The sequence below is a fragment of the Arthrobacter sp. D2-10 genome, from assembly GCF_054161285.1.
Window position 1 is genome coordinate 2339011 of sequence record NZ_CP096431.1, and the last position, 13925, is coordinate 2352935.

A 13925-nucleotide genomic window follows, 5' to 3' on the forward strand; every position below is an offset into this window, starting at 1 on the left:
TGGATAACGGCACCGACCGCGCCTCCGAGGTGGCAAGATGTACAGATAAGGTTTCCTGCCTTGTACGAAGGGAAGGCGGCTTTAGTGGCACAGAAACGATTCATGACCCTCGCGGATGTTGGTGAGGTGCTCAATATCTCCTCGTCGCAGACCTACGCGCTGGTGCGCTCGGGTGAACTACCGGCCATTCAGGTGGGTGGCAGAGGGCAGTGGCGGGTCGAGACCCAGGTTCTCGAGGACTACATCGCCCGCGCCTACCAAAAGACTGCCGCCAGCGTGAAGGAAGGATTGCACGTCGAGCAGGATGTGTAGCGCCTCCTTGCAGCGCTGACCGCGCATTCGGTGTAGGCCACCCGCGTCCGTCTTTGCCCTCAGCGCGAAGAAACCGCAGCTATGCCAGCGAACGGGACCGCATAGACAGCCGACACCGTGGCCGCGCGCCGCGCCTCACCCGGCAGTACCACAGCAATCTCCGCAAAATCCTTTCCCACGCGATCGATGACTCCCTCAAGCCGTGGACCGCCATCGACCGTATGGATGACTACCCGAGCGCGATCCCTGGCGAGAGTCCGCAGAACGGATCCCAATCCGAGGGCCCTTAACACCTGCGATTTCTCCCCGACTACGGTTCGGCTCAGGCCGTCGACAAAGCGTATGGCCGTCAGTGGTACAACAATCTCGGCTGTCTGGCCTCGCAAAACCAACCATTCCGCGCCCACGTGCGTCAATTGGCCCTGGAAGATTTCACCGCCGAACGTGCTCACCCTGAGCGTGAGTCCCAGCTGGCCCCGAAGTCGATCGGCCAGTGGCACTTCACTATGGCCACGACGCACTCTGTCCGCGATCTCTGCGTCATCCGCAACACGCGTTGCGGCATCGAGCTGAGTCTCAAGATCCTCGAAGAGGGCGGTCCAACGCATTAGTTCACCCTATGGTTCCATTCTTCCCTCGGTCAACTGGTAGACATCGAATGACATTCAGGGTAGACAAGTAGCCATGCAAAGCAGCAAATCACATCAAACTGCATCAAATGCGGGGGTGCGAATCTCAGGCAGGGGTGGCTCGGGATTGGCCGCTGTCGTATTCATTCTTGGAATCACGCTCCTTTCATTGGGGAGATTTCTTGCCGACGGTCAGGATGCCGCACCTGGTACGGCACTCACCAGGCTGATTGGGCTCGGGGTAACAGGTATTGGCGGTCTCGTGGTGCTTTGGTGGGCGTTAAGTTTCTGTCTCGCGGTCAGCGCGGAACTCCTTCGCCGAGGAGGCAGCACTGACGCCGCCCGCCGGGTTGGAGCGCTCGCTCCTGTCTTCATGCGACGGACGGCCTGCCTCGCCCTGGGCATGAACCTTGCGGTGCTGCCGGCAGCTCAAGCGGCAACCGGCCTTACGTCTGCCTCCTCTGCCTCCTCTGCCTCCTCTGCCTCCGAGCAGATCAACACCGTCCTTGAGGATGCGGTTCTCACTCCCCAATGGATACCGGTTGAGTCACGGCACATGCTTGAGCCGTCCTGGCAACCGACAACCCCACTGCCGGGTGGCGGGCTACTGGTGAAGAAATCAAGGGAAGGCCGCTCATCCCCCAGCGCCACAGCCCAGGTGGAGACAGTCGTTGAGCCTGGCGACTCCCTCTGGACAATTGCCGCCCGACATCTGGATCCACATGCGTCGGATGCGAGCGTGGCGGAAGCTTGGCCCCGGTGGTATGAGGCGAACCGATCAGTAATCGGCGAGGACCCCGAACTACTTCAGCCCGGCCAAGTACTCAAAGCGCCCTCGGCTGCCCCTTCCGAATCGAAATAAGCGAGGAACTGACATGAGCACCATCTCACACATGCCGCTACCGCACAGTGTCGATTCCCTCGCCGAGGCCAGCGGAGCGCCCAGACCCATCGTGCAGTCGCCTACGTTTGCGTCCACCGGAACGGTCGACGCCGCGGTACTTCCGCTCCCACGTCCGCCGGCACCTGCGCCGACAGCAGAACCAGAGATCCCGCTGGAACTCGAGGCTCTGGCTCGTAAAGTCGCCCGAGGTTCACTTGAGGTTCTCGGCGGCACAAGGCCCTTACAGCAAATGGCACGGCTACTCGACGGACGCAGCTATGAGCGTCTTCAGCTGCGTTCCAACCTGGTTCGCAGCATAGATGGGTTGCACGGAGCATCTCCTAGAGCGAATGCCGCCGCTCGCCCCCTGCGACTTCACCGCAATATCCTCATCCGGGCGGTACGCATATGCGCCATAACACCAAGTGTCTTTGAGGCTTCTGTAGTGGCGGCAGAGCAGAAGCGGGCCAGGGCAATCGCTCTCAGGATTGAGCGATGGCGCGGTCAATGGCGCGTCACGGAACTCGAGATTGGATGACGCGCCTCGCCGCTGCGTTGGGTCCTGCCCGAGCTACTTCCGTCGGCGCTTTGCCGTTGCGCGCTGTTCGGCCCGTCCGCCCTTCACTGCATCCCCGTCGGAGGCGCTTCCGCTGCGTTCAACCCGGGTCTCCACCTCGCCCTGCGCATTGGGGGCGGTGAATGCCAAGCTGGCCGGCTTCTCCGGTGCCTCAAGACCTGCAGCCTTGATAGTGGGGGTGCCCACGAGTCCGCGACCATCCGCCACTCCTGGGAGCCCGGTCTGCTGGGCGGGGGTAACCTCAACCTCGAGATTGAAGATGTAGCCAATGCTCTCCTCGCGGATGGCTTCCATCATGGCTTGGAACAGCACAAAACCTTCGCGCTGATACTCAACGAGCGGATCACGCTGGGCCATGGCCCGAAGGCCGATGCCCTCTTTCAGGTAGTCCATTTCATACAGGTGTTCCTGCCACTTTCGACCGATCACGGAGAGCACTACGCGGCGCTCCAGCTCGCGCATTGACTTTTCACCGAGAGCTTCCTCCCGCTGCTTGTAGGCCACTTTTGCGTCCGACAGGATCTCCGCGTGAAGGAAGTCCCGGGTAACTTTCGACTTTCCGCCGGCTTCCTCAACTACTTCGTCGATGGTCAGGCTGATCGGATAGAGCGTCTTCAGGTTGCTCCACAGAAGCTCGTAGTCCCAATCGTCGCCGTGGCCCTGGGCCGTGGCTTCGTCGACCATTGCGGTGACGACATCTTCCAGGAAGTGCTCGACCTTCTCGTGCAGGTCGTCACCCTCCAGGATTCGTCGCCGATCACTGTAGATCGCTTCGCGCTGCCGGTTGAGAACGTCGTCGTACTTCAAAACGTTCTTGCGCTGCTCGGCGTTGCGGCTTTCGACTTGGCCCTGAGCGCTTTCAATAGCCTTGGATACCATCTTCGATTCGAGGGCGACGTCGTCGGGCATTGACGAGCTGTTCATGATGCGCTCAGCGGCACCGGAGTTGAACAGACGCATCAAATCGTCGGTGAGCGACAGGTAGAAGCGGGATGCACCGGGGTCACCCTGACGGCCGGAACGGCCTCTCAGCTGGTTGTCGATACGGCGGGATTCATGCCGTTCAGTACCGAGCACGTAAAGCCCGCCAAGCTCTCGGACCTCTTCCTGCTCGGCCTCAACCGCATCCTTCGCCTCCGCGAGTGCCTTCGGCCATTCCGCCTCGTACTCTTCAGGATTCTCGGCCGGGTGAAGGCCCTTCTTCTCCATCGCGGCGACCGCGTTGAACTCCGCGTTTCCGCCGAGCATGATGTCCGTACCGCGACCCGCCATATTGGTTGCTACGGTGACTGCACCTTTGCGCCCCGCCTGTGCGACAATCGCTGCCTCACGCGCGTGATTCTTTGCATTCAGGACCTCGTGGCGAATGCCTGCTTTGGCCAACTGCTTGGACAGATACTCGCTTTTCTCGACCGAGGTAGTGCCAACCAGGACCGGCTGGCCCTTCTCGTGACGCTCCACGATGTCCTTGACGACAGCATCGAATTTGGCGACTTCATTCTTGTAGATGAGGTCAGAGCGGTCTTCACGGACCATGGGCCGGTTGGTCGGAATGGGAACGACACCCAGTTTGTAGGTGCCCATGAACTCGGCCGCCTCGGTTTCAGCTGTGCCTGTCATGCCCGAAAGCTTGCCGTAGAGACGGAAGTAATTCTGAAGCGTGACAGTAGCCAGAGTCTGGTTCTCTGCCTTGATCTCGACGCCCTCTTTGGCCTCGATCGCCTGATGCATTCCCTCGTTGTAGCGCCGGCCCGCAAGGATACGACCGGTGTGCTCGTCGACAATCATGACTTCGCCGTTGAGAACGACGTAGTCCTTGTCACGCTTGAAAAGTTCCTTGGCCTTGATCGCATTGTTGAGGAACCCGATCAGGGGCGTGTTCGCCGATTCGTAAAGATTGTGGATCCCGAGGTAGTCCTCAACCTTCTCGATGCCGCTCTCGAGAACACCGACGGTCCGCTTCTTCTCGTCGACTTCATAGTCGGTTTCCCTCGTGAGCCGAGTGACGACCTTGGAGAATTCCGTATACCACCGGTTCACGTCTCCGGATGCCTGACCCGAGATGATCAGCGGCGTCCTCGCCTCATCGATCAGGATCGAATCCACCTCATCGACGATCGCGAAATTGTGCCCACGCTGAACCAGCTCTGCTGCGCTCCAGGCCATGTTGTCGCGCAGGTAATCAAACCCGAACTCGTTGTTCGTGCCGTAGGTAATATCCGCTGCGTATTGTGCTCGTCGGGTAGCAGGGTCCTGCTTGGACAGGATGCATCCGCAGCTCAGTCCGAGGAAACGGAAGACACGGCCCATCAGGTCGGACTGATACTCGGCCAGGTAGTCGTTCGTTGTGACGACGTGGACGCCCTTACCCGTGAGTGCGTTCAGGTAGGCGGGCGCAGTCGCGACGAGCGTCTTGCCTTCACCCGTCTTCATCTCAGCGATGTTTCCGAGATGCAGGGCTGCGCCGCCCATCAACTGGACGTCGAAATGGCGGAGTCCGAGTGTGCGGCCGGCGGCTTCCCTCACAGCTGCGAATGCTTCGGGCAGCAGCGCCTCGAGGGTTTCGCCGTCTTGATAACGCTTCTTCAGCTTGTCGGTTTCTCCACGCAGCTCCTCGTCACTGAGGGCGCGGAATTCGTCTTCGAGTACGTTGATCGCGTCGGCGTAGTTGCGGAGTTGCTTCAGTGTCTTCTTATCGCCGGTACGAAGGACTCGTTCAAGAAGTGATGGCACTGGTTTTTGCTCCCAATCTAGGTACGCCGTTTCCTGGCGAAATCAGTCTACGTGAGAGACGTGCTGTCCCCCGATTTAGTTCCCACCCGTACTCTTCGGCCAGATGGGCAGCCAACGGCTGGTGCAGATCTCCCCGCGGTTCAACCACCACTTCGTCGAGTTCCAGCCAGCCAGCCATGAGAACCAGTTCCGCTGCAAGTTCGACGACGGTGTCTGCCGGTGCAGAAGGTTCGCCGTGGGCAGCCCGCACCAGCAGCTGATTCTGAGCACGGTCCGCCTTGAGATCCACCCTCGCAACCATAGAGTTTCTGAGGAGGAAGGGAAGCACGTAATAGCCATACTTGCGTTTCTCTGCCGGAGTGTATATCTCAAGGCGATAGTGGAAGTCGAACAGCGCCTCGAGCCGCCGACGTTCGAAGACAGCCGAGTCAAAGGGGCTGAGGAGCGCTCTGCCTGTTGCAGCCCGGGGCAAGACGGATCCGGCATATCTATAGGCGGGCTGTGCCCAGGAGTCAATCGAAACCGGAACCAAAGTCCCTCGCTGTGTGAGGGTATGGATAGCCGCGGTCGCCGCCTTGATGGGTATGCGGAAATAGTCCGCAATGCACCGGACGGTACCAACCCCGAGCGCGCGGGCAGCGCGTTCCGTCAAGTGCAGGTAAGCGTCTTCCGCCGGAACCTCCAGCCCGGCCAGCGACCTGTTCGGCAGAACCTACTTCGTCAGCGCGTAGCGGCGCTCAAACTGCGCGGTCCTGCCCGCCGATGAAATGAGCCCATGCTGAAAGAGGTCCTCAAGTACCCTCTTCACCGAGCTCCAGTTCCAGCCCCATCGATCGTAAGTCTTCACTTCGGTATGGCCGATCCGATCCTGAACCTGCGCTGCAGTCAGTGGCCGGCTCGTACCTAACAGTTCAAGGATCCTCCTACTGAGTTCCTGTCTGGTATCCGTGGGAAGGGAAGATGCGCCCGCCCATTTCCGGCTCTGCGTTGCGACAAGATAGGGGTACAGCTCGGGCAAGATCAGGCTGGCTTCGTGCGCCCAATACTCGACCAGACGCCGCGGAGCCCGGGACGAAAACCGGTCGAGGATCGATCGATCGTACGGGCCCAAGCGAGCGAAAAGGGGCAGGTAGTGGCTTCGCGAGAGTACGTTGACGGAGTCGATCTGAAGGAGTTGCAGCTGGGCAAGGGTACGGCCCACCTCCCGTGTTCCCGGGGATCTGGTGGGCCGCTCCCGTGCCAGTCCCTGCGCCTCCAGCGCAATCCGACGTGCCTGGAGGAGAGTCAGGGAAAGGGTCATTGCTCGATCATAGGTGCCAGTTCAGTCCTCAGGCGGTTGCCGATTCTCGCGCTCGGTATGCAACGAGCTCCTCGTGCGGGTCCTCGGGACCGTCCGCGCACTTAGAGTCAAGCGTGATCACTCCATAGGTCCAACCCTGTCGCCGGTAAACAACCGAGGGCGCACCCGTCTGTGAATCCACAAAAAGGTAGAAATCGTGGCCGACAAGCTCCATATTGTCGACCGCATCGTCAAGGCTCATCGGGGTTCCCGAAAAGACCTTCCGACGGATAAGGACCGGTGAATCGCCCGCCGGGATGTCGGTGTCAATTTCGTATCCGGTTTGATCGCCGGTGTCAGCGTCGGTATTGCCCGTGTGATTGGCAGATGCCGCATAGATGGGTTGCTCCGTGCTGGCGGGTTCCAGCGTGGCAGTCGCTTCCCGGACTGCTACGGGTGTGTGCCGTCCGTGGTGTACCTTCCGACGGTCCCGCGCCCTGCGAAGCCGCTCGAGCAACTTGCTGTATGCGAGGTCGAACGCGGCGAACTTGTCCGCAGCTGATGCCTCGGCCCGGATAACCGGACCCTTCTGCAGAACGGTGAGCTCAACCGTAAGTGCACTGTCTGCCTGACGCGCGTTTGGTTCCTTCGTCACTTTTGCGTCAAGCCGCTGGACCTTGTCCCCCAGTTGTTCGATTTTGTCGATCTTCTCTTCCGCGTATTCCCGGAATCGGTCAGAGACTGCGAGGTTCCGTCCGTTGATCATGAATTCCATAGTGCCCTCCAAAATCGCTCAGGTGACACAACAGCGGCCGAGGATGTGCTCCTTCCAGCCGCTGTCGATGGGTAACTGTCTTCGTTGTGATACCCATACTTCACGGTAGTTCACCCGTTGTTTGAATTCACCCCTACCCGCCGGTTTTTTTCGGTGGGTTCGCTGGAAGCTCCCTCTACGGAAGCTGGAAAGGCCGTAACCGTCGCCTGATTCTCTCCGCGTGGGGCGGGAGTTGCAGCGACGACGACAGCACCCGCCACGATGATTCCGGCGGCACGAAGTACGCGTGCAGTCTCGGCGATGGTGGCGCCCGTTGTCAGGACGTCGTCGACGATGAGGCAGGGCGCACCCTTTGGGATGTTCCGGATCATCGGAGATGCCTCCATGCTGCCATGCACATTCCGGCGCCTGCCTCGCCGCCCAAGAGACTTCTGGGACAATCCGTCCGGCACAAGGGTTGCCGGGCCAAGCGAAGGCCGGCTGAGTCGGACCGCACCGACAACCCTTGTTCCAGCCGGGAACTCCCGTCGCTTGGCCAGACCACCGAGCAGAAGACCCAACGGGTCATAGCCACGCCGCCGGATAGAGACACCCCGGGAAGGAACAGGAATGAGCAGCACGTGTTCATAGTCCCCGCAGAGCCTCCACCTGGCGTCATGGAGAGCACCGGCAAGCGCAGCCTGAAGCCAGCGTGCGATGTCAGTGTGGCCGTGGTTCTTGAATGCCAGGATGGCGGCCGCCACCGCCTTGGCGTACTCGCCGGCAGCGACGACGGGTAGAGGGGAAAAGAGATGCACAGCCGGGTTTAAGGAGACCGCAAGCCCAGCTTCCGCTTCCGGCAATCCCTCCGCTCCGTGCTCCGCTCGGAAGGGGCGCACTGTTGCCCGCCGCAGAATCACTGCGCAATCAACGCACAATGAGCTGTCAGCCTGCTCACAAACCACGCATTCCGTGGGCAGAATCAAGGACCAGAACTCCCGCAGCGCCCCACCGGTCCGATCCCAGAGAGGATGCAGACGCGCCTCGTCCAGATATCGCTCCAGTCGTTGCCGCATGTCTCCACCGTCCCACAACGCTAGACGGAGAAAAACGAATCCAGCACAGTGTGGATAATAGACCCGGCCTAAGGATTATCCGGCAAAAGCGGGATCGCGTGCCGTAACGCTCTGGTCTGTCCAGGTATTACCTACTACCCCCCAAATACTGTCACCGCTCTGAGCATAGACATTGGTGCGTCCCGTACCGGCGCTGAGATGCTCCAGCCCTTCGAGTGGCAGGTAATCGTCTGCCTCGGCGGCGAATGGGATCAGCGTGACCGTCACTGGTCCTTCGCTTGCAGTATCAGCAACCACAACAGAGGTTTCCGTCACCCACTTTGCTGTGTCGATTGTCCCGGGCGGGTTGAGTGACACAGGATCACTCAGTGTCTTTGGTACACCGTCTTCGCTCCGGCTGATCCCGGACAGCAGCAATTGGCTCTGCCCCGACTGCTGGGCAACGATAAGTGCCCGAGCCCCGTCGCGCGAGATCCTGATTTCACTGATGGTCCTGTTGCCGAGCCACGGCGCGAGGACCTCAACGGCGTTGCTCGCGCTTCCGCCGGGCGGAACGGCGCGAATGTATGACCGTCCGTCTGATGTACCCGCCGTCCAGATCCAGTTGGCTGGGTCATAGCTCGGTGTCGTCAAGCTCGAGCCGGCTGTGACCGCCCTTACCGTCTGTCCTTCACCTGTAGCCAATAACTCCGTGCGGTCCTCGTTGAGAAAGGCGAAATTTCTGCCGTCATAGGACATAGCCGGGTCCACGGGGTCGAACTCCGCTATGGACGGCACATCTTCCACGGAGATGAGCTGGCCGCCCTCAAAAAAAGCCAGTTCGTCCTCGCTGAGCACGACCTGCCTGCTTGGCACGGCTGAATTCAGTTCAGGCTGCACCAGGTCGGGATCAGGTTCGATTGGTATGGGTTGGCCGGCGCGAAGCTCCACTGAGTTCACCGTATTCAGCCCGGACAGTGTGACGCTCAGCTGTTGTTCCATCTGCAGGCGCCGCAGGTTATCCGTCGCCGTACGTATATCAGCGGTGAAATCGACCGTAGCCGTTCCTGACTCGATCGGAACGGATTCAACGGCGAGGGCTGCGTTCTCAGGGAAAGCACTGGTCACTGCCCCCTGCAGATACGGTGCCGGGCCATCGATCAGCGCTTGGACTATGTTGGTGGCAATGCCCTGACGATTCACGAACCAGCGAACATCCGGCACCCAGTACCGGTAGGAACTGCTGTAGAAGTAGAGCTCATGCGGCTGCAGGAGAATCTCCGCGTCCGCCGCCGAAATCATGATTCCGCTGGGTATCTCCGCAACCCGCCATTGTCCTCGGACCTGTTCCATCCGCACTGTGATGGTCTCAGTGGTGCCCGGACCCACGTCCCTTCGAATGCCGGCGGCATCAATGTATCCGGCGACCTCCACCTGCAGCTGCAGCTGGCCTTCAGTAGGAGTGGAACTGATCTTGGGATCCGACCGGTAGATCGTTATCTGTTCCTCGGGCTCCCAGACCTGCGACAGCGCGGGCGTCAGGTATTCGCGAGCCACACTGTAGTTCTCGGACACACCGATTCCCGCTACGAGGAAACCGGAGAGCGCCTCTGTTGCGCTTGCACCCTCGCGCGGGGGCGCCGGGTTGTTGACGAAGAGAGCATCCGTTTCAGCCTCGGCCGTGGCTTCGATGGTGCCCACGGGTCCGGCCGTCGGAATTGCCGAGCAGGCCCCCAGCATCCCAAGAAGCGAGAGCGCTGCAATGGCTCGCAGGGAACGGTCAGCGCATCTCATTGGTCCCCTCCCGGAACTCCGTGCATCGACGGCACAGCGTCGGGGGTGGTGCCGGCGTTCCGTCCGGGAGGCAGGGCGGCCTGGCGCGGCGGGAGCGGAAGCGGCGAGACCTTCAGCACTGAGTCCCGGCGCTTGGGCAGAGTGAGGCGGAAGCAGGAACCTTCTCCGGGTGAACCCCAGGCCTGGAGCCAGGCACCGTGCAACCTGGCATCCTCGGTGGCGATGGAGAGCCCGAGCCCGCTGCCGCCGGTTGTCCGCGCACGAGCGGGATCAGCTCGCCAGAACCTGTCGAATACCCGGGCTGCATCGAGCGGAGTCATACCGATGCCATGATCCCGAACAGCCACCGCCACTGCATCAGGATTGGAGGCAATATAAATGTTGATTGGCTTTCCTTCGCCGTGCTCCAGGGCGTTGACAACTAGATTCCTCAGGATGCGGTCAATCCGCCGGGGATCGACGTCCACCACGCACTTGGACTCACTCGAAATGATCGTGACGTCGGAGTTGTGACTCTCTGCCAGCGGCTTCGTTCCCTCAATGACGTGATGAACGAGTTGGAAGATGTCCGTCGGCTCGGCGTCGAGCACCGCTGCGCCTGCGTCGAATCGGGAAATTTCCAGAAGGTCCGCAAGCAGTGCCTGAAAGCGCTCCACCTGGTTATAAAGAATCTCCGCTGATCGCCGATTCACGGGATCAAAGTCCTGGCGCGCGTCGTGCAGTACCTCGGCCGCCATGCGGACTGTGGTGAGAGGCGTCCTCAGCTCGTGCGAGACATCGGAAACAAAACGCTGCTGCATCTGCGACAACTGGGCGAGTTGGGTGATCTGGTCCTGGAGACTGGCGGCCATATGGTTGAAGGAAGCCCCCAGCCGCGCGACTTCATCCTCGCCCTGAGTCTCCATGCGCTCCTGTAGCTGTCCCGCGGCCAGCTTCTCGGAAACCAGCGCAGCATGGCTGACGGGACCCACCACGCTCCTCGTGACGAGCCAGACGATGGCGCCGATGGTCACGAGAAGCAGCGTCCCGCCGATCCAGGTGACCCCGTGGATGTAGTCCAGAGTGGCCTGCATCGAGGACAGATCGTAGATGAGGTACAGCGAGTATTCCGTCTGCTCGGGAGGCAGTGTCACCTTGGTGCCGAAGGCGATACCGGGCACGTTGAACTCCGTGCCGGATGCGGAAGTGGCGAGGGTAATTGGGGACCAGTACTGGTCGTCCCCGTTCCGGACGGCTTCAGCGAGAGCGTCCGGAATGGCTGAGGACTCCACCAGATTTGAGCTCGCGGTCGGTGTCACGAAGATAGGGGTTTCCTGATTGGGCACGCTGTTGAGCACGAACTGCCTGGGCGCGTCCGCTCCCCCGCCTTCGAGGCTGGGCAGGGTATCGCGCACCAACTGGGCAGTGGACTCACGGTCGGTGACCGAAGTCTGCGCGAAAATTTCCCGCACCTCACTCAAGCCGGCACTGGCCTCAACCTTGAACTGCTCAAGCCTCTCCTGATAAAGCCCATTGGCGATCTGACTGGAGAGGAAAGCGCCGACAGCCATCAGCGCGACGGCGGTGAGTACCAGAGTGGAAGTCACAGTCCGGAACAGCAGCGACCGGCGCCAGCGCCGCGAGACCTGCGCCGTCATGGAATGAACCCACCGCCAGCCCCGCGCGGCGCCGGTGGACACCGAGCTCAGGGACCGACCTGCACGCCCTTCCAAAATTACGCTTGTCCTGCCTTATATCCGACGCCGCGAACAGTGAGTACGATTTCCGGTGCTTCGGGATCCCGCTCAATCTTCGAGCGCAGCCGCTGCACATGTACGTTAACGAGCCGGGTGTCTGCTGCGTGCCGGTACCCCCACACCTGCTCAAGCAGCAACTCGCGGGTGAATACCTGCCAGGGCTTCCGCGCAAGGGCGACGAGGAGGTCGAACTCAAGGGGTGTCAAAGAAATGCGTTCCCCAGCCCGTGTTACGGAGTGCCCCGCCACGTCGATGCTGACCTCGCCGATCCGCAGGGTTTCAGGTGCCTTCTGGTCACCCGGCCGCAAGCGAGCGCGGACTCTCGCCACCAGCTCGGCCGGCTTGAATGGTTTAGGCACATAGTCGTCAGCTCCGGATTCAAGTCCGCGGACGACGTCGGACGTGTCCGATTTGGCAGTCAGCATCACAATCGGCAGATCGGACTCATTGCGGATCTGCCGGCACACCTCTATGCCGTCCATCCCTGGAAGCATGAGGTCTAGAAGAACGAGGTCCGGCTTGGTGCTTCTGAAGACATCTACCGCCTGCGCGCCGTCTGCGCAGAACACCGGGTCGAACCCGTCATTGCGCAGCACGATGCCGATCATCTCAGCCAGTGCTTCGTCGTCATCTATGACCAGAATGCGTGCCTTCATATCCTCATATTCTCCCATTGCCCCATCAATGTCGCATCGGCGCGCGCCTGGCATGCCTTTGTCATCCTAGAGGACGATTTACAGGAAACTTCCCGGGAACCACTGCCGACGAACCGGCGGTGGAGAAGAATGGAACGGGGCAGTCCCTGAACGTGATCGCGTTCAGGCGGAATCGACCGCGCCGGTAACTATAGTTCTAGGTGAAGGTGCCGGAAGAGCCGCGACAGATCGCGCTGTGAAGCATGAGGCAGCTCGACCGGATCGCGCGCAGTGAACAGACATGAGGCGTAAGGGGATAAGCATGAGCGGGAACGTCCCGGGAGGGAATCCAGAGGACCGGCCATGGCAGTCCCCGTCCGGGCAGCCCCAGTGGGGCCAGAACCAGCAACAGCCTCAGTGGGGCCAGAACCAGCAACAGCCTCAGTGGGGCCAGCAGCCCGGATGGCCGGTCCCTCCGCCCGGCCACTTCCACGGATATCAGGCACCACCGAAGCCCGGCATCATTCCCCTGCGCCCGCTGGGTCTCGGCGAGATACTTGACGGCGCATTCCAGGCCTGCCGCCGCAATCCCCTCTCGACCTTCGGAACGGCGATCCTGTTCCAGGTGATCGTCGCTGTTCTCACTGTTCTGCTGACCATCGGCCTGACAGGATCACTAGCTACCTTCGATCCGATCACGGCATCGTCGGCAGAAGTGACCGGGCTGGTAGCCTCGGCGCTTTCGGTCGGTTCCGTTCTGATCCTTCTGACATCGGTAGGTGTCCTCATCCTGCAGGGCGTCCTGATTATTCCGATCGCCCGGGCGGTACTCGATGAACGAACAGGGTTTGCGGAGCTATGGAAGCTCGCCGGCCGCCGTATCCTCCCGTTGATCGGCCTCGGAGCAATCCTTTTCCTTTTGTGGACGGTTTCAGTCGTCGTCCTCGTACTCATCCTGGTGGGGTTGTCGCTGGCACTCGAAGACGCTGCTATTGCCATCGTGATCATTGGTGTCCTTGCAGCAGTCGCCGCTGCAATCTGGCTCAACATCAAGTGGGTCATGGCTCCCGCCGCCCTGATGCTGGAAGGAGTCGGCCCCATAGCAGCGCTTCGCCGGTCCTGGACACTCACAACCGGCAACTGGTGGCGGACCTTTGGCATCCTCGTGCTGACATCCATCATCGTTTCGATCATCACCCAGGTTGTGGCCGCGCCCGTCTCGTTCCTCGCTTTCGGATTCGGGTCCTTCTCCACCGCGCCCGCGTCGACGGAAGCGGCGCTGCTCGAGTCCCTTCCGGTGCTGTTGATTGCCCAGGCAGTGACAGCTGTCTTCACCGCAGTCGGCTTCGCGTTCCAGGCGGGCGTCACAGCCCTGCTCTACGTGGACCTCCGGATACGGCGGGAGGGGTTCGACATCGTCCTGTTGCGCGAGAACGAGGCCCGGGCAAAGGGCACTTACTCCCCCATCCCGGGGCAGTCAGCAGGCGGCCCTGGAGCTTCCGCTCCCCCGCCCCCTCGCAGCGGACCGGAAATTTGAG

The 13925-nt window shown here is 61.0% G+C and carries 11 protein-coding genes and 1 pseudogene; 4 read left to right on the top strand and 8 right to left on the bottom strand.

Features of this window, described 5'->3' with window-relative positions:
• Positions 1–84: 84 nt before the first annotated feature.
• Positions 85–312: a helix-turn-helix domain-containing protein gene (locus M1D74_RS10885; RefSeq protein ID WP_309071072.1), complete on the top strand. Its 228-nt coding sequence runs from the start codon at positions 85–87 to the stop codon at positions 310–312.
• 59 nt (positions 313–371) lie between these two features.
• Here the strand turns inward: M1D74_RS10885 and M1D74_RS10890 are convergent, their stop codons facing one another.
• Complete coding sequence (locus tag M1D74_RS10890; RefSeq protein ID WP_458115335.1) at positions 372–920, bottom strand: hypothetical protein; 549 nt, start codon at positions 918–920, stop codon at positions 372–374.
• Between the two features lie 118 nt (positions 921–1038).
• Here M1D74_RS10890 and M1D74_RS10895 point away from each other — a divergent pair, with 118 nt between their 5' ends.
• Both M1D74_RS10895 and M1D74_RS10900 read left to right on the top strand, forming a co-directional pair.
• A complete protein-coding gene (locus tag M1D74_RS10895; protein ID WP_458115336.1) occupies positions 1039–1803 on the top strand; it encodes a LysM peptidoglycan-binding domain-containing protein in 765 nt (254 codons plus the stop codon).
• Positions 1804–1816: 13 nt separating this feature from the next.
• Positions 1817–2362 carry an Rv3235 family protein gene (locus M1D74_RS10900; protein ID WP_458115337.1) on the top strand — a complete coding sequence of 182 codons (546 nt, stop codon included), beginning with the start codon at positions 1817–1819 and terminating at the stop codon, positions 2360–2362.
• A 33-nt stretch (positions 2363–2395) separates the two neighbouring features.
• On the opposite strand, the gene secA is transcribed toward M1D74_RS10900, so the two are convergent.
• The 7 genes and pseudogenes from secA to mtrA form a co-directional block, all read right to left on the bottom strand.
• Positions 2396–5134, bottom strand: a complete 2739-nt coding sequence (secA, locus tag M1D74_RS10905; RefSeq protein ID WP_309123612.1) for a preprotein translocase subunit SecA — start codon at positions 5132–5134, stop codon at positions 2396–2398.
• Positions 5118–6434: pseudogene (locus M1D74_RS10910) on the bottom strand (winged helix-turn-helix domain-containing protein). The gene secA and the pseudogene M1D74_RS10910 overlap by 17 nt, the downstream one beginning before the upstream one ends.
• Positions 6435–6462: 28 nt before the next feature.
• Positions 6463–7188 (bottom strand): ribosome hibernation-promoting factor, HPF/YfiA family, encoded by a 726-nt coding sequence (gene hpf / locus M1D74_RS10915; protein ID WP_309071066.1) that lies wholly within the window; start codon positions 7186–7188, stop codon positions 6463–6465.
• Between the two features lie 110 nt (positions 7189–7298).
• The gene (locus M1D74_RS10920; RefSeq protein ID WP_458115338.1) at positions 7299–8243 is read right to left on the bottom strand and encodes a ComF family protein; all 945 of its coding nucleotides are present in this window, start codon (positions 8241–8243) and stop codon (positions 7299–7301) included.
• Positions 8244–8318: 75 nt separating this feature from the next.
• Positions 8319–10016, bottom strand: a complete 1698-nt coding sequence (locus tag M1D74_RS10925; RefSeq protein WP_309071064.1) for an LpqB family beta-propeller domain-containing protein — start codon at positions 10014–10016, stop codon at positions 8319–8321.
• Entirely contained in the window at positions 10013–11653 is a 1641-nt protein-coding gene (gene mtrB / locus M1D74_RS10930; protein ID WP_458115339.1) for an MtrAB system histidine kinase MtrB, read from the bottom strand. The genes M1D74_RS10925 and mtrB overlap by 4 nt, the downstream gene beginning before the upstream one ends.
• A 77-nt stretch (positions 11654–11730) precedes the next feature.
• Positions 11731–12408, bottom strand: coding sequence for an MtrAB system response regulator MtrA (gene mtrA, locus M1D74_RS10935; protein ID WP_309071062.1), 678 nt, complete (start codon positions 12406–12408; stop codon positions 11731–11733).
• 301 nt (positions 12409–12709) lie between these two features.
• Between mtrA and M1D74_RS10940 the strand changes: the two genes are divergently transcribed.
• Positions 12710–13924 carry a glycerophosphoryl diester phosphodiesterase membrane domain-containing protein gene (locus tag M1D74_RS10940; protein WP_458115340.1) on the top strand — a complete coding sequence of 405 codons (1215 nt, stop codon included), beginning with the start codon at positions 12710–12712 and terminating at the stop codon, positions 13922–13924.
• Position 13925 lies beyond the last annotated feature (1 nt).